This is a genomic window from Bacillus pfraonensis, from assembly GCF_050768835.1.
GTDB classification, from domain to species: Bacteria; Bacillota; Bacilli; order Bacillales; family Bacillaceae_G; genus Bacillus_A; species Bacillus_A pfraonensis.
In genome coordinates, this window is record NZ_JAHCDO010000006.1 from 128,038 (window position 1) to 152,667 (window position 24,630).

The following is a 24,630-nucleotide window of genomic DNA, read 5'->3' on the forward strand; positions in this document are numbered from 1 at the left end:
AGATTGATTTTATTTTAAAAGAGAATAATTATACAAAAAATATTATGTAATATAAAATTAATTATACTTTGATAATTTTGATAATTACAAAAATGGGTGAATTTAGTATTTTAATCACCAAAATACGCAATATAAAACGTTTACAGAAAATGAAATGTTAACAGAAAATTTTAATAAGATAGAAATATAAATATACAAAGAATATATTTATGTGTATAATATGAATTATTAGAACATACATATATTTCTTTCTGTTTGAAAATGAAAGGGTTAACATTTTGGGGAGGGGTAGCAGAATGAAGAAAAAAGTACCAGTTTTTGTAGCATCGACATTGGCAATGAGCATGATGTTAGGGGCATGTAGTTATCAAAAAGATGAGCCAGGGGCGAAAGCAAAAGGGGAGAAAAATACAGGAAAACAAGTCATCAATATGACGGAAACACAAGAAATTCCAACGATGGATCCAGCGTTATCAGCTGATGCGGTATCATCACGCGTGATGAATAATACAATGGAAGGGCTATACCGCCTTGAAAAAGGAGATAAGCTCATTCCAGGTGTAGCGAAATCAAGTGAAAAATCAGCAGATGGTAAAAAGTATACGTTTAAATTGCGCGAAGATGCGAAATGGTCTAACGGAGACCCTGTAACAGCGAAAGACTTTGTATATGGATGGCAACGAGCGATTAATCCTGATAAAGCAGCGGTATCAGCATATATTATGTTTGATGTAAAGAACGCGCAAAAAATTAATAAAAAAGAAATGACGTCAGATCAACTAGGTATAAAAGCCATTGATGATTATACATTAGAAGTAGAACTTGAGCATCCAGTTCCTTATTTTGAAAACTTAATGATTTATCCTCTGTTTTATCCTGTAAATGAAAAGTATGCGAAAGAACAGGGAGACAAGTTTGGTTTAGAAGCAAATACAACATTATATAATGGACCGTTCGTATTAAGTGAGTGGAAGCATGAGACAAGTTTCAAAATTAAGAAAAACCCTTCATATTGGGACAATAAAACAGTGAAGGTAGAAGAAGTGAATTTTAATATTGTTAAAGATTTAGCAACGGCGATCAATCTATATGACACAAAAGCAATCGATCGTGTTATTTTGAGATCTGAGTTTGTTGATAAATATAAAGGGGACAAAGATTTTAAAACTGCACAGGAAGCTTCTGTATTCTTCCTTCGTTTCAATCAGAAAAGTGAAGCTTTAGCAAATAAAAATATTCGTAAAGCAATTTCTCTTGCTTTTGAGCGTAAACCACTTGTTGATACGATTTTAAACAATGGCTCTACTGAAGCGACAGGATTAATTCCAAGCAAATTTATTACAGGACCAAATAAAAAAGACTTCCGAGCTGAAAATGGCGAGTTAGTAAAAGCAAATGCAAAAGAAGCCAAGAAATATTGGGAAGCAGGTAAAAAAGAATTAGGGAAAGACAAAATTGAAATTGAGTTATTAAATGAAGATGTAGATTTATCTAAGAAAACAGGAGAATATTTAAAAGGGGAACTAGAAAAGAACTTACCAGGTTTCACGCTGAAAATTAAGCAACAGCCATTTGCACAAAAGCTTAAACTTGAGGAAAACGGAGACTATGACATGACATTTGCTGGATGGAGCCCAGATTTCCCAGATCCAGTAACTTACCTTGATATGTTTGTCACAGATGGTGCGCAAAATAAAATGAAATATTCTAATCCGAAATACGATGAAATTATTATGAAGGCAAAGACAGATGGTAGCGATGTAAAAGCGCGCTGGAATAGTTTACTTGAAGCAGAAAAACTGCTGATGGATGATGCGGCAATTGCTCCTGTATACCAACGTAGTGCAGCTTACTTACAAAGAGGAACGGTTAAAGATATTTATAAGCATAATTACGGCGGAGACTTAAGCTTCAAATGGGCATCAGTTGAATAATTATCAAAAAAAGAAGCAGGTATGTTCCTGCTTCTTTTTAATACGTACGTTTTTTATAAATCCCTTTTCCACCAACTTGCTTCCAACCAGATTGTACTTCTGCACTTTTATCAACAAATTTCATTTTTTCTTTCCGGCCAAATAACCTTTCACCAATACCATTTGTAATGACGCCAATCAATGCTGTGATTCCAATGACGAGGGCAGCGACAATGGCAAAATCAATAAAGAAAGCAACCATATGGAATCCCCCTTTGCCTGTCTATATTTTTATTGTATGAGAAAAAAAGTTAAAAAGAAAGAAAAGTTAGAAAATAAATATTTTACTTGAAAATAGTCTATATAAATCCAAATTAAAAAACGAACATCAAACCATTCTTTTTAGATGGGAGAGAGCATCCGGCCATGCATAGAAGCGATCAGTGCTTTTTAGCCCCATGTCAAGTGGGAACAAAAGGAGAAAGCGAGTGGAGATCTTCTTTTGTTTTCATAGCCGCGACTTAGGTGCTTGAGAATCAAAATGGATATATATATGTTGGAAAATCAAGTTGTCTATATATAGACAGTAACTGGGAGATTTGATAGAATGAAATAGAACGAATGTTCCTTTTGTTGATATGTCTTACATTTTACTGCTGTTTTGTGATGAAAAGAGTAAGAAAACGCTATCTTTAGCAACTGGTTGATTGGATGGACAGCTTCTATGAACATGTTAAGAAGTAGCAGGAAAGGGATATATGTTAATAAAACAGAAGGATTTGTTCCATGAAAATTTCAGCTTAATAAAAGATGAGTTTTCCTATTGGAAAGGAAATTTACTGTATATTTCTTTCAGAATCTATTGTATAATGATTATAGAAGTTACTTATTTAAAGTAATTGTTGTTTAATAAGAGTTACTTGCTTAAAAGTTGTTGTTTACATGTAAGGCGATTTTTCATTTTGCTGTAAGACAAGTCATAGTGAAGAATTGCTGGAAAATAGAAATTTAAACTGTAATTAGTACAGAATTTGTACTCTTTAAGGAGAGTGAGTCTTGTATGGTAACACTATATAGTTCTCCAAGTTGTACGTCTTGTAGAAAGGCGAAATTATGGCTAGAGGAAAATCATATTCCTTATACAGAACGTAATATTTTCTCCGATCCATTAACGATTGAGGAAATTAAAGAAATTTTACGCATGACAGAAAGCGGAACGGATGAGATTATTTCCACTCGTTCGAAAGTTTTCCAAGAGTTAAATGTTAACTTAGAATCTTTACCACTTCAAGATTTATATAAGATGATTCGTGACTACCCAGGCATTTTACGTCGCCCGATTATGATTGACGAAAAACGTCTTCAAGTAGGTTACAACGAAGATGAAATTCGTCGCTTCTTACCACGTACAGTAAGAACCTTTCAATTACGTGAAGCACAGCGTCTTGTAAATTAATATTATAAGTTTTGTATATGAAAACCTTCTACCTAACAGTAGAAGGTTTTCGCATACATATATTTATTATTGTATATAACTTCATTTTTATTTTCCAACGTATAAATCAAGGCTTTGAAAATAAAAGAAGCTTTCCACTCATTTTTCCTTTTCCTTTTCCTTTTACGCGGTATGGGGACCCGCTTCTATGCATGAGCGGACGCTCTCTCCCACCCAAAAAGAAAGGTTTTTTGCATGTTTTACTTTGCATTTCCTAATCTGATATGCTGAACAATAAACCCAATAGCTAATACTGTGAAAATAAAGAGGAAGGGTATACTTGTTGTAAAGGTAGGGTTATGTTGGAAAAAGTTTGCAAGCCTTGTTTCATGGGTAATCATTCTTCCAGCTGTGTAAGCAAGAATGGCTCCTCCGCAATAAATGAGAAAAGGAAAGCGTTCCATAAATAGTAAGATGAGCTTGCTTCCCCAAATAATAATGGGAATGGAAATTAATAATCCGATAATTACGAGTGTGAAATTTCCATGAGCGGCCCCAGCAATCGCAAGGACATTGTCAAAACCCATAACGAGATCCGCAAATACAATCGTACGAATCGCTTGAAATAATGTTGTTTTCCCTTGTATAGAAGAAAGGTCATTGCTATTATCGGTAAGTAAATTTACGGCAATAAGTGTAAGTAAGATGCCACCAATAAGTTGTAAGAAAGGAATGTCGAGTAAGTACACGGCAAGAATGGTAAGGAGAATTCGCAGTACGATTGCTAGGACCGTACCAATAAAAATAGCTTTATTCCGTTTAGATTCAGGTAAGTTTCGGCTTGCAAGTGCGATTACAATTGCATTATCACCGCCTAATACAACATCGATACCGACAATCATTAGTATAGATGTCAAAAAATCTAACTCCATTATTTTGCCTCCATTTATTCTGTTTTAATAAAGAGTACAGTTTGGATATATGTATGAAACGAAAAAGATTGACCAGCTCTACTACAATTGTACGGTGCTAGGTGGCAATGTATGTCCAATTTTTTAGCTGGTAATACTTTCACATGAAAATTCGGCAGAAGAAAAGAAGTTAGGTAGCGGCTGATTAAAGTTTTGCAGGAGGGAATGAGGGCGTTTATATCGTAAGTGTGTATAGTGGAATATATAAGGGTTAGGAATTATAATGAATTAGTGCAAGATAATCTAGGTGAATGACTGTTTTTGTAAAATAAAACGATTTTATTTCCATTCTGGAGAATCTTATCATAAAATGAAAGTACAAGAATCTATTGATTTGTCATATGAGTGGGGAGTCCCTTCATAACAATTCCAAATAGGAAGGGAGAGTTGGATTTTGGACATTGAAAGAATTAACGATCATACGATGAAATTTTTTATTACGTACGTTGATATAGAAGATAGAGGGTTTAATCGAGAAGAAATTTGGTACAATCGTGAACGAAGTGAACAATTGTTTTGGGAAATGATGGATGAAGCTCGTGATCACGATGATTTCTTTATTGATGGGCCATTATGGATTCAAGTACAGGCACTTGATAAAGGTATTGAAGTACTTGTAACGAAAGCGCAGCTTTCAAAAGATGGACAAAAATTAGAATTACCAATAGGTCTAGATAAAATTATTGATATCCCTCTAGATGAGCGAATTGAATCGCTATTTCAACAAGAGTTAGAGGAAGAAGTAGAAGTAGAAGCGGGGACACCCTTTAACGAAGATGGAACGTTTGGCTTTTTAATTAAATTTGATGATTTTGAAGACGTCATTTCGTTAAGTCATCGTCTTATATTTGAAGATATAAAAGATGAACTATATTCGTTTGAAGACCGCTATTATGTATATGTTGAATTTGATGAAGTGCTACACGATGAAGAAGAAATTGACCGTATTTTAAGTATTATTTTAGAATATGGGGAAGAATCTACTTTAACGGTTCACCGTGTAAGTGAGTACGGCAAACAAGTTGTTAAAGAACATGCACTTGAGACGATTCGCAGTCATTTTCCTTCTAAGACGTAGGCCGATTTCAATATTATGAAATCGGCTTTTTATATGATAGGGCATGCTAATAGTGTGTGCGAAAGATAAAGAGAGACGAGAAAATATGGGATGTAGATCAAACTACATGAGTACCAGACTTTTTGAGTATCCTCTAATAGTAGAAAAGCTTTGTACGTAAGGGGGGTAGGAATGAAAAATACATTAAAGTTACTTTTCTTTTTTCTAGGTTTATTTGCAGTGTTTGTTTCATTACGAATATTTATTGATGTAGCGTTTTATTCGGATGTTATAGGCATGAAAAATATTTCGTTTGTAGGAATTATAAGTATTTTATTTACTGTTTCTGCATTTTTAATTGGCTGTGTGATTTTCTTGGAAAACAGGCATCCATCTAAAACATTGACATGGCTAATTGTACTAGGGATTTTTCCTGTATTTGGCTTTTTTGCGTATTTACTTTTTGGACAAAACTTTCGCCGAAAACGAATGTTTCAAAAGAAGGCTCTTTTGGATGAACAAGCTTTCTTACAGTACAAAGGGCATGAAGATTACCAAGAACGCATTTTACAGAATCATAAACATCAAGAATTACTATTTCGTCTCGCAGATAGGTTGGGTGCTTTAAACATTTCATTTCAGACAGAAACAAAAGTGTTAACGAATGGTGATGAAACGTTCCAAGCCATTTTACAAGGTTTACAAAAGGCGAAGCATCATATTCATATGGAATATTACATTGTACGTGACGATAAGCTTGGCACACAAATTAAAGATATTTTAATTGAGAAGGCCAAGGAAGGGGTTACTGTCCGTTTTTTATATGATGCGGTTGGCAGCTTTAAGCTATCAAACGCTTATATTAATGAATTAAACGGTGCAGGTGTCGAGATGATTCCATTCTTTCCAGTAAGGTTTCCGATTTTGAACGATAAAATTAATTATCGAAATCACCGGAAAATTGTTGTCATTGATGGGAATGAAGGATTTGTAGGCGGACTTAATATTGGTGATGAGTATTTAGGAAAAAATAAATATTTTGGATTTTGGCGAGATACGCATTTATATTTACGAGGTGAGGCGGTTCAAAGCCTACAACTCATATTCCTGCAAGATTGGTTTTATATGACGGGTGAAGCTGTATTAGCACCAGAATATTTGCAGGCGCAAGCGGTAGATGGAGATCATTGGGGTGGTGTCCAACTTGTTGCAGGCGGGCCAGATAATAAATGGGAGACAATTAAGCATCTTTATTTTGCAATGATTGCTTCGGCAAGAAAGTCTATTTGGATTGCTACACCTTATTTTATTCCGGACGATGATATTTTATCTGCATTAAAAGTGGCAGCTCTTGCTGGTATTGATGTCCGTTTATTAATGCCGAGTAAACCGGATAAACGAACTGTGTTCTATGCATCAAGGTCTTATTTCCCGGAGTTATTAGATGCAGGCGTGAAAGTATACGAATATGAAAAAGGTTTCTTGCACAGTAAGATTGTCATTGTTGATTCTGATTTAGCTTCAATTGGGACAGCGAATATGGATATGAGAAGTTTTCATTTGAATTTTGAAGTGAACGCCTTTTTATATGATACAAACAGTATTCGAAAGCTTGTTAAGGATTTTGAAGAGGATTTACAAGTATCGAGTGAAATTCATGTGGATCGCTTTCATAAGCGCCGTCTTCATAAGCGAATTGTGGAATCGACATATCGTTTATTATCACCTTTATTATAAGGGGGATGTTCTTACAAGGACGTCCTCTTTTTGTTTTGAAAGGAATTTGTAACAAATTGTAGAATAGAAACCAGTATAGAAAGGATGTGATATGATGTTTGTCGCAAGGAGAGAGAACGGTGAAAAGGTTCATCTTCTTCATAACCAAGATGAAAAGAAGTTGCAAATCATGCGAAAGAAGGAACGCTTCTTTTGCCCGGTTTGCAGGCGAGAGGTGCAACTCAAGTTAGGAAAGCAAAAGAGGTGGCATTTTGCTCATAAAAAAGTAAATCAGTGCCTCATTTCATCTGAGCCAGAATCTGCTTATCATATGCGTGGGAAGGAACAATTATATAGTTGGCTTATATCACAAGGGTTCCATGTAGAAATTGAACATTATCTTCCGGAGATTCGGCAAAGACCGGACCTCTTTATTGAAAGGAATGGAAGACAGATTGCCATTGAATATCAATGTGCCTCTTTATCCACTGAACAATTATTAAAACGAACTCGTTCCTATTGGAAAGCAGGAATACAAATCATTTGGATATTAGGTGGAAATCAAATGAAAAGGCACTCTGCTTATTGGATTTCATTATCCTCGTTTCACTTTCTCTGCATACAATCTTATCCTCAGCCTTCACTTCTCTTTTTTTGTCCCAATGAAAAATCATTTATCAAATGCGAACTTCTTATTCCGTTTTCTACAAATGTTTATTTTTCTCATAGTATGTATCTCCCGCTGCGTACCGTTACTTTTGAGGAACTCTTTTGCGAGGCTCCGATTACGAAAGAACGGCTAGAGCGGGAGTGGCAGAATAAAAAAAACTACTTTCGAACGAATGTCCTTCCGATTTGGAATTATAATCATAAATCACTTTTACACCTCTTATATCAATATCACCTTTCTCCCTCTTGTTTTCCATCTGAAATTGGTGTTCCTCTTCCGTCTGCATTTGCATTGCAAACACATCCTTTTATATGGCAAGCTCTTCTTTGTATAGACTTCATTGGTAAATTTAAAACTGGAGAATACTTTTCATTACATGCTGTTTTTTCCTATGTAAATAAAAGACGGAGTATTCAGCGGCGCACGTTACCGTATTTTCCGCAATATGTATGGCAATTTGCAATCGTAGAATATGTAACGTTTTTATGTAAAGTAGGGATGATTGAGAAAGTAGACGTGCATAAATACCGAAAGACGAGGCAATTTACGATGCCGAAAACAGAAGGAGAAATAAAAGAGTATGATGCGATTTGTTTGTCGCATGCGTTATCTTTGTTCGAAACAAAGTACAACATGGGAAAAGGAAAAGCGGATATAATAAAAGAGTACATGGAAGGATTTACATAAGAAGAATCGAATTGTACTTTAGATAGAGATTAAAAGGAGGTATATTTTATGTCTGAACAAACAACAGCAAAAACATTGCCAGACCGCAGTGAGATTGAAGAAATGAACACATGGAGATTAGAAGACATTTTCCAAACGGATGAAGAATGGGAAAAAGAATTTCAAGCAGTGAAAGAGCTACTACCAAAGTTAGCTGAATTTAAAGGAAAACTTGGTGATTCTGCTGATTCATTATTAGAAGCTTTACAATATGAAGATGAAGTCTCAATGAGATTAGGAAAATTATATACATATGCTCATATGCGTTACGATCAAGATACAACAAATTCTGGTTATCAAGCGCTAAATGATCGAGCAACAAACTTATATTCGCAAGCATCCAGTAGCATGGCGTATATCGTTCCTGAAATTTTAACAATTTCAGAAGAAACATTACAATCATTCTTACAAGAAAATAAAGAATTAAGCGTATATGAACATGCGTTAGAAGAAATTACACGTCAGCGCCCGCATGTATTGTCCGAAGCAGAAGAAGCATTGTTAGCAGAAGCAGCTGAAGTAATGAGCGCATCAAGTAGTACATTTGGTATGCTGAATAACGCAGACTTAAAATTCCCATCTATTAAAGATGAAAATGGCGAAGAAGTAGAAGTAACACACGGCCGTTATATTCAATTTTTAGAAAGTGATGATCGTCGTGTTCGTCAGGATGCGTTTCATGCTGTTTATGAAACGTATGGAAAATACAAAAATACATTTGCAAGCACGCTTAGTGGTGCGGTGAAACGTAATAATTTCAACGCGCGCGTTCGTAAATATGATTCTGCACGTCAAGCTGCGTTAAGTAATAATAACATTCCTGAAACAGTGTATGATCAACTTGTTGAGACAGTAAATGATAACTTACATTTATTGCACCGCTATATTGACATTCGTAAGCGTGCATTAGGTCTTGATGAACTGCATATGTATGACTTATACACACCGCTTGTACCAGAAGTGAAAATGAATGTGAAATATGAAGAAGCCCAAGAAATTTTATTAAAATCATTAAACGTTCTTGGTGATGAGTATGTTGAAATTTTGAAAGAAGCATATGAAAATCGCTGGGTAGACGTGTATGAAAACAAAGGGAAACGAAGTGGAGCATATTCATCTGGTGCATATGGAACAAATCCGTATATTTTAATGAACTGGCATGATAATGTAAATAATTTATTTACACTTGCACATGAGTTTGGGCATTCTGTGCATAGCTACTATACAAGAAAAACACAACCACATGTATATGGTGACTATTCCATCTTCGTTGCGGAAGTTGCATCAACTTGTAACGAAGCAATTTTAAATGATTATTTATTAAAAACGACAGAAGATAAAAAAGAACGTTTATACTTATTAAATCATTATTTAGAAGGATTCCGCGGAACTGTATTCCGTCAAACGATGTTTGCTGAATTTGAACATATCATTCATAAAAAAGTACAAGAAGGCCATGCAGTTACGCCAGATATGTTAACTGAACTTTACTATGACTTAAATAAAAAATACTTTGGTGATGCTTTAGTCATCGATAAAGAAATTGGTTTAGAGTGGTCTCGTATTCCGCACTTCTATTACAACTATTATGTATATCAATATGCAACAGGATTTAGTGCGGCAACAGCGTTATCAAAACAGATTTTAGAAGAGGGACAACCAGCAGTAGAGCGTTATATTAACGAATTCTTAAAAGCTGGAAGCTCTGATTATCCAATTGAAGTGCTGAAAAAAGCAGGAGTAGATATGGCATCTCCAGAGCCTGTTAAAGAAGCACTACAAGTATTTGAAGAGAAGTTAAACGAATTAGAAGTGCTATTATTTGAGGGTAAGTAATAGTGAAAGAAGAAAGGCGGGAGTGGAAATTCTCGCCTTCTTTCTTTTTAGCTATGTTAAATAATATTGTTAATTTCAGAAAAAAAGTAAGGGAACCCCTATTTATCCCGCTACTTTAGGGCAGTAATACTCCCACCTCAAAATTCGGTGAAAGCAAAGAAGTTAGGTGGGAGATAAACTGCCTGTAAAGGCCCGATTGGTGAGGGCTAATAATCAGTGGGGATGAGGAAAACCCTCACTGATTAAAGTTTCACTTTATCAATTTCATCTTAACTAAGGTTTTTGAAAGAGTTTCAGTTGTTTCATATAGTCAACAGAGAAATTTAACATAACTTTCTTTTTAAAAGCCTTTGAACCGCTTTCTATGATTGAAATAAGAGAGGCTAATGACAATGATTGCGAATAAAAGCGGAAACGCAATAATTTTTGGAAATGCTTGTAATAGGGAAAGAATGTACAGAAAAAAAGAAATACAAATACAAAAAAGTAGAAAGAAGATATGCGTTTTTTTCATAAAATCCCTCCTAAAAAGCTTCTTTTTAAAGCTTATTCAGGAATGAAAACGTTTAGAATGTGACAAAAGTGTGAAATTCGACAAAAAGGGTTGTCATCTGACGTCGAATCTTGTAATATAATAGACGTGAACGAATTCACATACAAACATATACCCCTTTGTTTGAACGTGAAAATTTCTCCCATCCCCTTTAATATTTTTATAAGCCGTAAAGAAAAAGACCTGGTATTTATACCAGGTCTTTTTCTTTTGCAATCCATTTCCAATAACGTTCACATTTTACTTCAATCATTCGTACTTTTCTTTTTAATGATAATTTTTTAAGCTCTCGTTCTATTTCTTGCTGCGAGCAGTCATAGATAAATGCAATTTCTTTAGAAGACATAAATTGTACCGTTTCTAGTAATGCTTCTAGTGGTGGTAGAGGTGCTGGCTCAATGTCACATTTTACAATTTCTTTTAAGAGTTGTACGTATACATCATACGAATAAATGCCCGCAATCTTAATACCTTCCTCATCGGAATTTGCATGAAAGAATACAAGAGAAGGGATTTCGGTAATGTGCATTTCATTTGTGAACTTTAAATCGCATTGGAATGCTTTTTTTGCACTAGTCGAATGCAAATCTTTTTTAAATTCTTCTACATCAATACCGCTTTGCTCTGCGCACGTAAGTAGTAATTCCAAATCTGGTTTTGATACATTTTCAAGAAAAATGTATTCTTGGAGTTTCCGCAAAAATTTTGAACCTGCTTTTCGGCCTTGTAACTCAGCTGCTTTAATTGCAATAGAAACTAAATACGGTGTAGATGAGGCATCTTGCATATGCACTTTTCCATCGCATGAAAAACCTTGCAAACTTGTTGTTTTTTCCCACACAAATCGAATATTAGCAGGTTTATTCCATTTGTGTGGGGAGGCGATTGCCCCTTCCACTTTGCCGGTTAATATGTGCCGAATCGAAAAATATTTTCCGTATTCGAGCCATAATTTAATCATAACTGGTTCGATTTCCCAGCAATCCATGCAAAGTGGATCAATAAACAAATAGGCTTCTACAGACTTATGTTCGCACTTGGAAAGAGAAGGAATGCGCATATGCTTTGCTTCCTGTTTATCCATTACTCTTCACCTGTTTCGTTTGGAGTGTTGACCATATGCTGCGCAGTTAATCTTAAACGTTCAAAAACAAATTCTCGAATCTGTCCGTGTATCCCCGTATCTTCCATCGCTTGCTCCATACATGCTAACCAGGCTTTTGCTCGCTTTGGTGTAATCTCAAAAGGGAGATGGCGTGCTCTTAGCATAGGATGACCGTGTTCTTCTGTATACAAACTTGGCCCACCTAAATACTGCGTTAGAAATTGCTTCTGTTTCCTGGCTGTTTCTGTCAAATCGTCTGGGAAGATGGGAGATAAGTCAGGGTGTTTACTGACATAGGAATAAAACGTATCGACTAATGTTGCAATGACTTGTTCACCGCCAATTGCTTCAAATGGTGTCATCGGTTGCTTGTTCATCCTGTATAAACTCCTTTTTCCATCAAATGTATATCTATTGTAGCAATGGATTGTCACGAAGAGCAACTAAACAGCTCTGGGACAACCTTTTGCTCGTTTTCTCCTTAAAATAAAGCGAAATTGATGTGGGCTGGCTAACCACCAGCGAGAAAATCGTTCGCTGATGGAAGTTTCACTTTACCCCGCTCTAACGGTCAGTAACCTTTCTTTGCAAAGTAGAAAAAACAAAGAAGCTGAGAAAGGACTGCCCGTAAGAGCCCGATTGGTGAGGGCTAACCATTAGTGAGAAAACCGTTCGCTAATGGAAGTTTCACTTTAGCGTTCTTCGTTTTGTTTTGCAAGAAAAAAGCGTTGTACTTTATTTTTCGTATGGCGAACAGGTATATGATATTTGTTCAATAAATTGAGGAAATTCACTTTACCTACAGCCTCATCTTGCACTTCATATTCAAGTTCATAATCATCGTGATTGTAATAGAAACTATGATCAAATACAAGCGTGCCGCCTTCAAATGTAATTTCTGCTCGCTCTGTTGTTAAGCTTCCCATATAAGCTAAAGTAGAAACAGGGATTTGCATTGTATGTAGTTGATCTAGTACAGGGCCCGCAATGAGCTGATTTGTTTTCATCATTTGTTGTGCTTCTTCTTCTGTTACAGATTGATGAGTTTCCAGTAATCCAATTTCAGCTGGTTGTTTTAAAGTTAATGTATAAGCTCCGCTTTTATGACGAATACGAAGAGCAGAGCCTGCTGCTTTTAAAGAAAAATGAGGTGTTTCAAAATAATGATTCACTTGTTGTGCAAATGACTGGATAGAAAACGCATCACATAATGTTTGAAATTCTTCTTGCGTTACCATATTTTTAAATTCAATTTCAATTTCTTGTGTCATTGTATAGGCTCCTTCTGAAAAGTAATTCTTTAGACATTATCGCTTTTTCACAAATTTGGTTCAATGTTTTATTTGTTTGCGTCTATGTTATGATACAATAATAGTGTGAAGTAAGACAGGAAGTTGATATGGAGGAGTTAGAGCATGCAAAATAAAATTCAAGTTAAGAGCGTAGAAGAAAGAGAAAATGCTCTTATTTTTTGTGCAGAAAATACTGAAATACAAGTGGAGGAGTTAAAAGCACGCAATCACGTACTTGTAGACTCAGATCATTTATCATTTTTATATATTTTAGAAAACGAATCAGCTTTTATTTATGTAAGCATTCCGCATACATGCTGGGAAGCAATGAATGGTGCAATGAAGAGTGATAAAGCAATGTTCGTTCGCGTAAATAATACTGAAATTGAGTTAAAGCAATTGAAAGAAGAAGTGGAATATTTAATTGAAAATATTGAAGGAAATGCAAATTACGGAGACGAACTTGTAACTGCTGTAGAAAAGGTATTTCTATAAGCAAATGGATTGACTTTGGTGGTGGTTGAAATGAATCGTAATTGGGAAGAATTTTTAGCGCCGTACCACCAAGCGGTGGCAGAGCTAAAAGTGAAGTTAAAAGGAATGCGTTCTCAGTTTACAATGTTAACAGAACACTCTCCGATTGAGTTTGTAACCGGCAGGGTAAAGTCAGTTGCAAGTATTATTGATAAGGCAGAAAAACGAAATGTACCGCTTGACAGGCTAGAAGAAGATATGCAGGATATCGCGGGCCTTCGGATGATGTGTCAATTTGTGGATGAGATTAAGCCTGTTGTTGAATACCTTCGAAAACGAAATGACTTTGAAATTGTGGAAGAACGAGATTATGTGACGCAAAAGAAAGAAAGTGGTTATCGTTCGTATCACGTTGTCGTTAGTTATCCCGTTCAAACAATCCGCGGGGAGAAGAAAGTATTAGTTGAAATTCAAATTCGGACGTTAGCGATGAATTTTTGGGCAACAATTGAGCATTCTTTAAATTACAAATATAGTGGACGTTTTCCAGAAGATATTAAAATACGTCTTCAACGTGCAGCAGAAGCAGCATTTTTATTAGATGAAGAAATGTCTTCGATTCGTCTTGAAATTCAGGAAGCACAAAAGATTTTTTCGCGCAAACAAGAAGCGAAAGAATCCGAATCATAAACTAAAGGGTGTTGGGCGATGAAATTTGCAATTATGTCAAAGGGAGATCAATCATCAAACGCACTTGCAAGTACAATGACAGATTACTTGCAGGATTTTGGGTTTACAATGGATGAAGCAAAGCCGGATATTGTAATTTCTGTTGGGGGAGACGGGACGCTCTTACACGCGTTTCATCGCTATTATCATCGATTAGATGAGACAGCGTTTGTTGGTGTGCATACAGGACATTTAGGTTTCTATGCAGATTGGTTGCCAACAGAGGTAGAAAAACTTGTGATTGCGATTGCGAAAACACCGTTTCAGGTTGTGGAATACCCGCTTTTAGAAGTCATTATTCGCTATGTGAATGGCAGTAAAGAATCACAGTATTTAGCAATGAATGAAGCGACCGTAAAAAGCTTGGAAGGAACATTAGTAACAGAGGTAGAAATTCGCGGAGAATATTTTGAAACGTTTCGCGGGGATGGCCTTTGTATTTCTACTCCTTCTGGAAGTACGGCCTACAATAAAGCGCTAGGCGGAGCTATTATTCATCCTTCGATTGAAGCGATTCAAATTGCGGAAATGGCTTCAATTAATAACCGCGTGTTCCGTACAGTCGGTTCACCGCTCGTTTTACCAAAGCATCATACATGTGTTATAAAGCCGACGAAGAGAATGAATTTACAAATTACGGTGGATCATTTAACGATGGTTCATCAAGACGTAAAATCAATTCAATACCGCGTCGCAAACGAGAAGGTGAGATTCGTTCGTTTTCGTCCGTTCCCATTTTGGAAACGCGTTCGTGATTCGTTTGTTGCGGATGAATAGAGAGGGTTTATGCATGTGAGAAGATTTACATTAAAATGGTGTATGACAGAAGCAGAGAAGGGAATGCTCATTCGGGAGTTTCTAAAAACGAAAGGAATTTCTAAAGCTGCTTTGACAGATATAAAATTTCAAGGCGGAGCAATTGAAGTTGACGGTAAGCATGCGACAGTGCGGCACGAATTACAGACCGGAGAAGAATTACAAGTCTGCTTTCCACTTGAGGAAAGAAGTGAAGGAATGCTTGCTGAAGATATTCCGCTGACTGTTGTATACGAGGATGAATCCGTACTTGTAATCAATAAGGAACCATACATGTCAACGATTCCGTCTAGGGAACACCCGACCGGAAGTGTTGCGAATGCCCTTTTATATTATTATGATAAGCAAAACCTTGCAAGTACAGTACATATTGTAACACGGCTCGACCGTGATACGTCAGGACTGATGCTGATTGCGAAAAATCGTTTCGTTCATCATCTTTTATCAAAACAGCATCAACAAAAGCAAGTGAAACGAATATATGAAGCAATTGTTCATGGGCAATTGATACAAGACTCAGGAACGATTGATGCACCAATTGGAAGAAAAAGCGACAGCATTATTGAACGAATGGTATGTGAAGACGGCCAAAAAGCCGTTACGCATTTTCAGGTGCTGGAGAGGTTTCCTGATAAAACGCGAGTTTCACTGCAGTTAGAAACAGGAAGAACCCATCAAATTCGTGTACATATGGCATATGTAGGCCATCCGTTGTTAGGAGATGACTTGTATGGAGGTAGTAAGTCCGAGATGAAGCGGCAAGCACTTCATAGCACGAGTTTAACCTTCTATCATCCGGTGTTAGAAAAACAGATGACATTTCATGCGGATGTGCCGGAAGATATGAGAGAATTATTGAAATAAGCTGCCTTCAGTATTGAAGTAACCCCATAAAGTGAAACTTCAACCAGTGGGGGGCTCCATCCCTTACTGATTGTTAGCCCTCACCAATTGGGCTTTTATGGGCTGTTTATCTCCCACCTAAACTTCTTCGCATTCTCTTAAGTTTTGAGGTGGGAGTATTACAGCCCGTTAAAGTGGGATAAAGTTAGACAGGTTATTTCATTAGACAGTTTCTTGGGCATGGGCCCGGTATTGTACCGGGTCCATGCCCTTTTGTTTTGTCTTCATTCTTTTATATTTGCATTAAGTTATTAGGAACATATAATGTTGTTTCACAACTGAAAGGAAATTGAAAAAAAACTGATACCTTTCTCATTAAAATTCAATCTTACTCAAAAAATGAAAGAAAAGTGAAATTTTCCAAAAGAAATTCTTTGTTAAAATAAAAACATAAATACAAAAAAAGTGTTGACACATGGAGAAAAATGTACTTTTTCAAGATGTAGTGGGGGAAAAAATGAGATTAGAAAAACAATTAATAAAAAAGATATATTATGAAACATTCCTAATGGAAAATGAAACACATCCACCTCTTCAAGTGCTTGGAGAAGCATATTTAAACGAACAAAAAAATGAGACTTCCGATGGATCTTATATTCGTTTTGCACAAGGTGAATTTTATTATCATCATCAAGATTTTGAAACAGCTATTTTTAAATGGGAGAAAGTCAGTAATGAATTAGCACCATGGGCACAAAAAAATATTGCGGATGCTTACTTCGAACTTAATCAATTATCAGTTGCTGAAAATGTTTATAACTCGATTACTACTGATAACAAAATACTTATGACCGAAATTGTACTGCAATTACTGTCTCTTTACATCGAGCAAAATAATCTTGATTCAGCTTTCGCTGCTATTAAAGAAGCGGTTTCTTTAAATCCCGATTATCCAAACGTCACAACAATTGCACGTTCCTTTTATGAAGAACAGCAAGATTTTGACAGTGCAGTAGAACTTGCTGTGAATGAGTTAATTCGAACAGAATCTTTTCTATGGTTTGAGGTTCTAAAAGAATATATCGATCAAGGATTTACTAAAAATATTTCACCAGACTATTTTTATCAAGTATTAGTTACATTAAATAATGTAGATCAAGAACGATTTACAGAAATTGTTTCATCACTTTGGTGCAGCTATAAAAATGAACAAAATTACTTATTATGGCTTAAAACAATAAATGAATTTTTCTTACATATCGAAATACATTCGTCCGATATATGGGACAATATTTCTTCTCTTTACGAAGAAACGTACTTTGAATTAATTCAAGGTCAATATATGCTGAGACAATTACACGATATCATTCCTAATTTTTTAACAAATTGGTTAAAGATAGCCAATCCGTCTCATTCTGTATTTCCATCTGCAGCAGTATTGGCATGGGATGAGATTTTCCCTTCCAAAATAGATTCAGCAAATATAAAACATGCGGAAAACTTACTGTCATATGCTATTAATCCTGTGAATGGCTTAGAGTATAGTTCACATCTTTTTGAATCTATTACACAGTGGGCACAAAAACAGGATTTAGAAATTGGTCATCGATTTAGATGGTTAGTTGGCGAGCTTGCAGATGTAAGGACAAATCGCATTTTAGTAACTGGGACTTCAGGAAACGGAAAAGTCTCATTTATTAACTCTATACTAGGAGAAAATATATTAGAAAACTCAATCTCAAATGTAGTTGTCTTTAAAAATGATGCTCATACAGAAATTAACGCTATAACAGATTCAGCAATTACAACAACTGAGAATTTCTCTGATTTCCATAACATGATGTCCTTGCACCGCCAAACATATAGAGATAGAGCATGTGTTGAATTTAAATTACCATGCAGATTTTTAAGTAAAAATAAACTTACATTCGTTGTTACACCTAGCTTTAATAGGAACAACGACACTAGAGATGAAATATTCGAATATTTAAATTCTGTAGACGAATTATTATTCGTATTGAATGCGGATTCACCTTTTACTGACAAAGAGCGTGACATTCTATTAAATATTAAAGAACATATACCAAATCTACAAATTCATTTCTTATTAAATAAAATCGATAACATTTACAGTGAAGCAGAAGTAAAAAGAGTTATACATGATACGCAAGCAAGAGTAAACGCATATTTCCCGCAAGCGAGAATTTTCCCTTACTCTTCGTTATATACAAATAGCCAACAGCTAAACGATTTAACTGATTTTATTCAGTTTAACTTTAACCATAAAAATATCGATACAGAACGTACTGAAAAGCTATTATTTTTCATTCGAAAAACAATTACATATCTTTTAGATAAACGCGTCGAGATGGAAAACAACCTAGTGGATTCTATTAACTGGAATGAAGATATATTAGTCAAACTAAATGGTTGTATTAATAACCTTGCTGCTTTTGAGAAGGAAAAAATTCATTTCATTACAGAATCATATCGTACAATGAAAAACGAAATTACGAATGATCTTACAGAACATATTCCGAAATTATTGCAGAGTTGTTCTGATTTAATTAGTGAAGAAAGCGATTTTGGGCACATTGATATTGAACTAAATACAGCGATGAACGAAAGAGTTCAAAAATATCTAGAACAAACTGTGTTACCTAATTTTGCTCGCTCTATGCAAAATTGGATTGCAACTTCTAATAACGAGTTCCTTCAAAGTCAATCGTACTTAGAAGAAATCAGTGAAGGACTTAATTCTTTATGTGGAGAAAATCGAATACAGTTAGAATGTGACTTTAAAGTGCTTGATGACTGGCGCAGAGATACTGATAGAATGACAACTAGAATACATATGGAAGAAGTAAATATCTTACGCCGATTTACACCAGCACAATTTTTACTGAAAAGCGCCGGTAAATTATTTGGAGTTCTTCCTAAAAATAAAGCTATGCTATATAACAAATACAAACAGTATTTAGAAAATGAAGATTATACCGATGTAACAGCTTCTATTATGAGCAAATTTTTCTTGCAATTTGAGCTATTTGAAAACGCACTAGAGCGGGATATTAATATATTCTTTAGAAATCCATTTGGCGCGTTGAAACAAGCTGTAGAAAACACTCATTTAGAAATAAAAGAAAAACAAGATACACTGCATAAAATGAAGTCAGATCCTGAAGTTTATCATGATTCTATAACGCTCTTTGAATTGAGATTACGTCAATGTGAAGTAATCTTACATATAGGTGAGGATAATTCCGATGCAGATGTAACTTTAGAAACAAACATAGAGTAAAGTGAAACTTTAATCAGTGGGGGTTTTCTTCATCCCCCACTGATTATTAGTTGAACCAATCGGGCTTTTACGGGCAGTTGATCCCCACCTATCTTCCTCGTTTTTCTCTGAATCTTGAGGTGGGGGTCTTACTGCCCGTTAATGCGGGGTAAACGTAAAGTAACTCCAAAATCTACAATAAAAGTTGATTTTGGAGTTATTTTTGTTTACTTCACTTTTTTCGGCACTCTGCATCTATATAAGCTGAATTTAATTCTTACACCTTCTTATTCAGTTGCTAAATCATCATTCAAATTGCCTTTGTAGGGCAATGTATTCTGTATGAATTTGTGCTGCGATGGGGTTATGGGAAAATATTTAGTTCAACTTATATAGATGAGATCCGTTTAAAATCTCCATAATCAATGATAATGATTTTATCTTTTTCGGATAGCATCATATTATTCATATTCGGCTCGTTATACCAATATATATCTTCAGGTATGATTCCGGTCTTTAGAAATCTGTTTTTTAATTGGGATAACTTTTCGTTATATATTTCATCTTCAGGAACTTCAAGTGAGAATTTTTTCATAATAATCCAACCGAATCCAAACTTTTTTACAGGGCAAAGGTGTTCTCGTAACTCAGGAGGACAGTTTTTATATATTTCAAATTCGGTTTTATTGCTTCTAAGTCCCCATCTAGTGATGGCTATCTTTAATACATATTTATTGTTAAGATCATAGACAATCCTATTTTCCCCATATCCAATCATTTTGTATTTTAATTTTAAGATGTTTTGAGCTTTTTCAGCCTTCTGTTTTTTATCTCTACCCCGATAATGCTTCATTTGTGATAGCCATATATTAATAAATTGTATATCACGTAAACTTATCACTCTTCATTCCCCCCTTTTTTTACCTCTAATATTACAGTTTATTTAAAAGAAAGTGGTCTTGACAGGGCGTTTTTATATAAATCGAATATACCTGGATTTTATCTGGGGTTCCGCTAATATTCCGGAATTTGCTGTTAGTACCCCGGGATGAAGAAAGAGAAAGAATCAGCATTTCTTAATTATGTAATCTCGCGAAATTTCTCAGGAACAAACGGCATCGAAGAAGGAACAGAAACGGTCTCCATCTCCGGATAACGCAGTCCTGTTAGCTTTCCGCCAAATACAGCACCCGTATCAATATTCACCGTATGATTGACAAAACGAGGTTCTGCCACAGGGGTGTGCCCGTATACAATCCACGCTTCTCCTTTATAATGCTTCGCCCAATCACGGCGAACAGGAGAGCCGTCAGGATGCTTTTCTCCAGTAATGTCGCCATATAATACGAAAGTTTGGACCTTCTTATCTGTTCTTCCGATATAATCTTGGCGAATGCCAGCGTGACAAACGATAAGTTTTTTGTTATCAAGAACGTGATAGAGCGGTGACTGTTCGTAAAGATCAATAAACTTTTTCTGTACGATTTTTTGCTCACGAGTTGATAGTGCTTCATACTCAGCGACGGTCGTTTCTAATCCATGTGCAATTGTTACATTACGTCCGATGAAAAAACGATACAACTTATTACAATGATTACCAGGAGCGTAATAAGCTACTTTTTTATTCATAACAAGTTCCCATACAATTTCAATCATTTTTAGGGATGCGGGACCACGGTCAGTAATATCCCCGACAAAAGCAAGCTGTCTCTTCTCTGGATGGATAGGGAGACCGCTATCCCAGTTATAACCGAGCTGCTTTGTTAACGCTTGAAACTCTTCTAAACAGCCGTGAATATCCCCGATAATGTCGTATTTCATTTTGTAACCTCCATCTCGAGTTTTTTTCTTAGTATACCTAAAGTGGATATAGAAAAAACCATACCCAAGTGGATATGGTTTAGTCAAACATAAATGTTTTCGTTCGCGATCGTACGTTCAGTATGAAGCCAATCGCAATCATATAGGTTAGTAAGGAACTACCTCCATAACTCATAAGAGGAAGCGTAATCCCTGTAATCGGAAGCAATCCAATTGTCATCCCGATATTTTGGAATACTTGGAACGTAAACATTCCGATCGTTCCTGCACATAAATAGCTACCGAATGGATCATTACTTTCCAAAGCGATATGAATCATTCGATAAATAAGAAGGAAGAACAGGGAAATAACAACACTTGCTCCTAAAAATCCGAATTGCTCGGCAATGTTTGTAAAAATAAAATCGGTATGAGGTTCTGGGAAATATACTTGACCATTCTCCCAGCCTTTACCGTGCAGTTCACCGGATCCGGTTGCTAAAACAGCCTGACGCAACTGATATCCTTGCGTTTCGTATTCATAAGGTGCTAGCCAGCCGTAGAAACGATCTAATTGATATTCTTTTAAAATATGTTCCTTAAAGAATGCTGTATGTTCAAAATAAATATACGTTAGCGTCGAAGCAGCTGCTATAACAATAGTAGCTAAACCGAAAATAAAGCGCCAGCGTACACCTGAAACTAAAATCATTGCTGCAATCATCGCTGAAATAACCATTGTATTTCCTAAATCAGGTTCTTTCGCAATTAAAAGCAGTGGTGGTAAACTCGCAGCGAATATTTTACCGAGTAAAATTACATCCTCGCGTGGCGAGCGAAATGGATACTTTTCATTATGATTGACGATAATGCGGCCAATAACAATGATTAAAAATAATTTCATAATCTCGGAAGGCTGGAAGTTACCAAGGCCTGGCACACTATACCAAGCAGTAGCCCCTTTAATTGTTACAGCTCCAGGAACTTTTAATTCAAGTCCAATCAGTAAAACCATCGCAAACCCGTACAAATACCAAGCGATTTGCTTATATCGGTCAAAATCAATAACCATAATGGCAACAATTGCGATCGTCCCAATGACATACCATTGAATTTGTTTTGCTACAAAGTTTACTTTTTGCAGAGCTGGTGGTAAAGATGGCTGAGCACTTGCAATAGCAAAACAACTAACAGTTGCTATTGCGAGTACAATCAGGATCAATATGTAATCTATTCGATATTGGGAATTCTTATCTTTCACCGTACGTAGTCCTTTCTATTGCTCTTTATAAAATGAAAAAAAGACGCTATTACCATATTAGCGGATTTTGAGTGGTTTGCAAATATGTTGTTTTGATTTTGGTTGTGAGATGTTAGATTATATAGATATAAATTGAGATAAAACCTTTCTTTTTTAGGTGAGAGGGAGGATCCGTCCATGGGTAGAAGTGGTCAGTTCCTATTTTAGCCCCGTGCCGAGTTAGACCACAGAGAAGAAAATGAGGGTAGGTCTGTTTTTGTTTTCATAGCCGCGATTTATCCAGCAAGTACTTTTAAATAGATGAAATACAGATTGAGCTTTCTGAGTAGCAGGAAAGTAGACGAACAAGAGAGAAATAAAGAACCAGCTGTAATGATAATTTTGTTTTGCCTTCTTTCGAATTTGTGATATGATATAAATATATTACCAGGTACTAATAACTGATGTTATTTAATAAATTTAGGGGGATAAACAAATGAATCTTCTCAACTTAAAAGGAAAAAACATTATCGTCATGGGAGTTGCGAACCAACGAAGCATTGCTTGGGGTATCGCTCGTTCATTACATGAGGCAGGAGCAAACTTAATTTTCACTTATGCAGGTGAGCGTTTAGAAAAAAACGTACGTGACCTAGCAGAATCATTAGAAGGACAACAATCACTTGTTTTACCATGTGATGTAACAAACGATGAAGATATCGCGCGTTGCTTCCAGTCTATTAAAGAAGAAGTTGGCGTTGTTCACGGATTAGCGCACTGCATCGCATTCGCAAACCGTGATGACTTAAAAGGTGAATTCGTTGATACATCTCGCGACGGATTCTTACTAGCACAAAACATTAGCTCATTCTCATTAACAGCTGTAGCACGAGCAGCGAAGCCATTAATGACAGAAGGCGGCAGCATCGTTACATTAACATACCTTGGCGGCGAGCGCGTAGTATCAAACTACAACGTAATGGGCGTTGCAAAAGCATCATTAGACGCAAGCGTAAGATACTTAGCAAACGACTTAGGACAGCACAACATTCGCGTAAACTCTGTATCAGCAGGTCCAATTCGTACGCTATCAGCTAAAGGTGTTGGCGACTTCAATAGCATCCTAAAACAAATCGAAGAGCGCGCACCACTTCGCCGTAACGTAACACAAGAAGAAGTTGGTAACACAGCGCTATTCTTATTCAGTGATCTAGCAAGTGGAGTTACTGGTGAGAACATTCATGTGGATTCTGGGTATCATATTTTAGGTTAATGAAGAGTTTTATTAAGCTGTAGGACAGGTGTTAAAATTAGGTGTGGTGTTTTTCGGGTACAAAAACACCAAGCATATTTCTTAAGCTAAGTTTGTATCTATATAATATAAAGAGAAAACGCTATTCTTTTTGCAAAAATATGCAGTGGTCTGACCCCATTTGGTGAGACAAAGAAAAAACACCTAGACAACATGTTTCCTATAAGCTATAGGTGACATATTATCTAATTTTCTCTGAATCCGTTCATTATTATAGTAGTGGATGTATTCCTCCACAGTTTGTATTATACTAGCATTATTCGATTGTTTTATATTTTGCGCATAGAATCCTTCGGATTTCAAATGAGAATGAAAGGATTCTATGAGGGCATTATCATGGCAGTTTCCTGTACGAGACATGCTTGTGATAATGCCTTTTTCTTTGGCATATGTTTGAAATTGTTTTGATGTATACACTTTTCCTTGATCGGAATGTAAAATCGTATCAATCACATTTCGCTTTCTTAAAGCCTCTTTTAGAGTATCTAATACAAGAGAAACATCCTGTGTTTCACCTATTTTATAACTTACAATTTCATTGTTAAACCCATCTATAATAGATGAAAAATAAAGAGTCTTATTGCCGAACATCAAATACGTGATATCAGTGAACCATTTTTCATTAGGCTTGGTAGCTTTAAATCTCCGTTGTATTCTATTTTTAGCTACCACTGGTTCATGACCGAGCACAAATATCTTTTTCTTTTTTCTAACCCGAGATAATACGTTATATTTTCTCATGATACGTAATACTTTTTTATGATTCATTACGATGTTAAATTGATCACGTAGACAAGCTGTAACCCGACGATATCCATACCGATATTTATGATGTTGACATATTTCTATTACGGTTTTTTCT

At 35.8% G+C, this 24,630-nt stretch carries 21 protein-coding genes; 12 read left to right on the top strand and 9 right to left on the bottom strand.

Annotation, left to right across the window (positions count from 1 at the left end; translation table 11 throughout):
- The first annotated feature begins 296 nt into the window (after window positions 1-296).
- Complete coding sequence (locus tag KFD70_RS07980) at window positions 297-1,934, top strand: peptide ABC transporter substrate-binding protein (RefSeq protein ID WP_336450989.1); 1,638 nt, start codon at window positions 297-299, stop codon at window positions 1,932-1,934.
- Between the two features lie 37 nt (window positions 1,935-1,971).
- Here the strand turns inward: KFD70_RS07980 and KFD70_RS07985 are convergent, their stop codons facing one another.
- Window positions 1,972-2,175, bottom strand: a complete 204-nt coding sequence (locus tag KFD70_RS07985; protein ID WP_336450990.1) for a hypothetical protein — start codon at window positions 2,173-2,175, stop codon at window positions 1,972-1,974.
- Window positions 2,176-2,973: 798 nt separating this feature from the next.
- On the opposite strand from KFD70_RS07985, the gene spx reads away from it, so the two are divergent.
- Window positions 2,974-3,369: a transcriptional regulator Spx gene (gene spx, locus KFD70_RS07990; protein WP_000258267.1), complete on the top strand. Its 396-nt coding sequence runs from the start codon at window positions 2,974-2,976 to the stop codon at window positions 3,367-3,369.
- 239 nt (window positions 3,370-3,608) lie between these two features.
- On the opposite strand, the gene KFD70_RS07995 is transcribed toward spx, so the two are convergent.
- Window positions 3,609-4,280 (bottom strand): TerC family protein, encoded by a 672-nt coding sequence (locus tag KFD70_RS07995; protein WP_336450991.1) that lies wholly within the window; start codon window positions 4,278-4,280, stop codon window positions 3,609-3,611.
- Window positions 4,281-4,713: 433 nt separating this feature from the next.
- Here KFD70_RS07995 and mecA point away from each other — a divergent pair, with 433 nt between their 5' ends.
- The 4 genes from mecA (at window position 4,714) to pepF (ending at window position 10,324) form a co-directional block, all read left to right on the top strand.
- A complete protein-coding gene (mecA, locus tag KFD70_RS08000) occupies window positions 4,714-5,397 on the top strand; it encodes an adaptor protein MecA (RefSeq protein ID WP_336450992.1) in 684 nt (227 codons plus the stop codon).
- A 171-nt stretch (window positions 5,398-5,568) separates the two neighbouring features.
- Window positions 5,569-7,113 (top strand): cardiolipin synthase, encoded by a 1,545-nt coding sequence (cls, locus tag KFD70_RS08005; RefSeq protein WP_431613101.1) that lies wholly within the window; start codon window positions 5,569-5,571, stop codon window positions 7,111-7,113.
- 94 nt (window positions 7,114-7,207) lie between these two features.
- On the top strand, window positions 7,208-8,449 hold the full coding sequence (locus KFD70_RS08010; protein WP_431613102.1) for a competence protein CoiA: 1,242 nt from the start codon (window positions 7,208-7,210) through the stop codon (window positions 8,447-8,449).
- Window positions 8,450-8,497: 48 nt separating this feature from the next.
- On the top strand, window positions 8,498-10,324 hold the full coding sequence (pepF, locus tag KFD70_RS08015) for an oligoendopeptidase F (RefSeq protein ID WP_431613103.1): 1,827 nt from the start codon (window positions 8,498-8,500) through the stop codon (window positions 10,322-10,324).
- Window positions 10,325-11,067: 743 nt separating this feature from the next.
- Here pepF and KFD70_RS08020 read toward each other — a convergent pair.
- The 3 genes from KFD70_RS08020 to KFD70_RS08030 all read right to left on the bottom strand — a co-directional run bounded on the left by KFD70_RS08020 (window position 11,068) and on the right by KFD70_RS08030 (window position 13,253).
- The gene (locus KFD70_RS08020; RefSeq protein WP_336450996.1) at window positions 11,068-11,961 is read right to left on the bottom strand and encodes a ClpXP adapter SpxH family protein; all 894 of its coding nucleotides are present in this window, start codon (window positions 11,959-11,961) and stop codon (window positions 11,068-11,070) included.
- Window positions 11,961-12,359: a globin domain-containing protein gene (locus KFD70_RS08025; protein ID WP_336450997.1), complete on the bottom strand. Its 399-nt coding sequence runs from the start codon at window positions 12,357-12,359 to the stop codon at window positions 11,961-11,963. The genes KFD70_RS08020 and KFD70_RS08025 overlap by 1 nt, the downstream gene beginning before the upstream one ends.
- A gap of 315 nt (window positions 12,360-12,674) precedes the next feature.
- Window positions 12,675-13,253 carry a CYTH domain-containing protein gene (locus KFD70_RS08030; RefSeq protein WP_336450998.1) on the bottom strand — a complete coding sequence of 193 codons (579 nt, stop codon included), beginning with the start codon at window positions 13,251-13,253 and terminating at the stop codon, window positions 12,675-12,677.
- Between the two features lie 144 nt (window positions 13,254-13,397).
- On the opposite strand from KFD70_RS08030, the gene KFD70_RS08035 reads away from it, so the two are divergent.
- The 5 genes from KFD70_RS08035 (at window position 13,398) to KFD70_RS08055 (ending at window position 19,437) form a co-directional block, all read left to right on the top strand.
- Window positions 13,398-13,769, top strand: a complete 372-nt coding sequence (locus KFD70_RS08035) for a UPF0738 family protein (RefSeq protein ID WP_336450999.1) — start codon at window positions 13,398-13,400, stop codon at window positions 13,767-13,769.
- A 30-nt stretch (window positions 13,770-13,799) separates the two neighbouring features.
- Window positions 13,800-14,438, top strand: coding sequence for a GTP diphosphokinase (yjbM, locus tag KFD70_RS08040; RefSeq protein ID WP_336451000.1), 639 nt, complete (start codon window positions 13,800-13,802; stop codon window positions 14,436-14,438).
- 18 nt (window positions 14,439-14,456) lie between these two features.
- Window positions 14,457-15,254, top strand: a complete 798-nt coding sequence (locus tag KFD70_RS08045) for an NAD kinase (RefSeq protein WP_336451001.1) — start codon at window positions 14,457-14,459, stop codon at window positions 15,252-15,254.
- Window positions 15,255-15,269: 15 nt separating this feature from the next.
- Complete coding sequence (locus KFD70_RS08050) at window positions 15,270-16,157, top strand: RluA family pseudouridine synthase (protein WP_431613104.1); 888 nt, start codon at window positions 15,270-15,272, stop codon at window positions 16,155-16,157.
- A gap of 496 nt (window positions 16,158-16,653) precedes the next feature.
- The gene (locus KFD70_RS08055) at window positions 16,654-19,437 is read left to right on the top strand and encodes a dynamin family protein (RefSeq protein WP_431613105.1); all 2,784 of its coding nucleotides are present in this window, start codon (window positions 16,654-16,656) and stop codon (window positions 19,435-19,437) included.
- Window positions 19,438-19,804: 367 nt separating this feature from the next.
- On the opposite strand, the gene KFD70_RS08060 is transcribed toward KFD70_RS08055, so the two are convergent.
- The 3 genes from KFD70_RS08060 to KFD70_RS08070 form a co-directional block, all read right to left on the bottom strand.
- The gene (locus KFD70_RS08060) at window positions 19,805-20,317 is read right to left on the bottom strand and encodes a hypothetical protein (RefSeq protein WP_336451004.1); all 513 of its coding nucleotides are present in this window, start codon (window positions 20,315-20,317) and stop codon (window positions 19,805-19,807) included.
- Window positions 20,318-20,496: 179 nt separating this feature from the next.
- Window positions 20,497-21,237, bottom strand: coding sequence for a bis(5'-nucleosyl)-tetraphosphatase PrpE (gene prpE, locus KFD70_RS08065; protein WP_336451005.1), 741 nt, complete (start codon window positions 21,235-21,237; stop codon window positions 20,497-20,499).
- Between the two features lie 79 nt (window positions 21,238-21,316).
- Window positions 21,317-22,477: an FtsW/RodA/SpoVE family cell cycle protein gene (locus KFD70_RS08070; RefSeq protein WP_336451006.1), complete on the bottom strand. Its 1,161-nt coding sequence runs from the start codon at window positions 22,475-22,477 to the stop codon at window positions 21,317-21,319.
- A gap of 475 nt (window positions 22,478-22,952) precedes the next feature.
- On the opposite strand from KFD70_RS08070, the gene fabI reads away from it, so the two are divergent.
- Entirely contained in the window at window positions 22,953-23,729 is a 777-nt protein-coding gene (fabI, locus tag KFD70_RS08075; protein ID WP_001050746.1) for an enoyl-ACP reductase FabI, read from the top strand.
- Window positions 23,730-23,912: 183 nt separating this feature from the next.
- Here fabI and KFD70_RS08080 read toward each other — a convergent pair.
- On the bottom strand, window positions 23,913-24,630 hold a 718-nt coding region (locus tag KFD70_RS08080; RefSeq protein WP_431613106.1), incomplete at its 5' end, for an IS3 family transposase.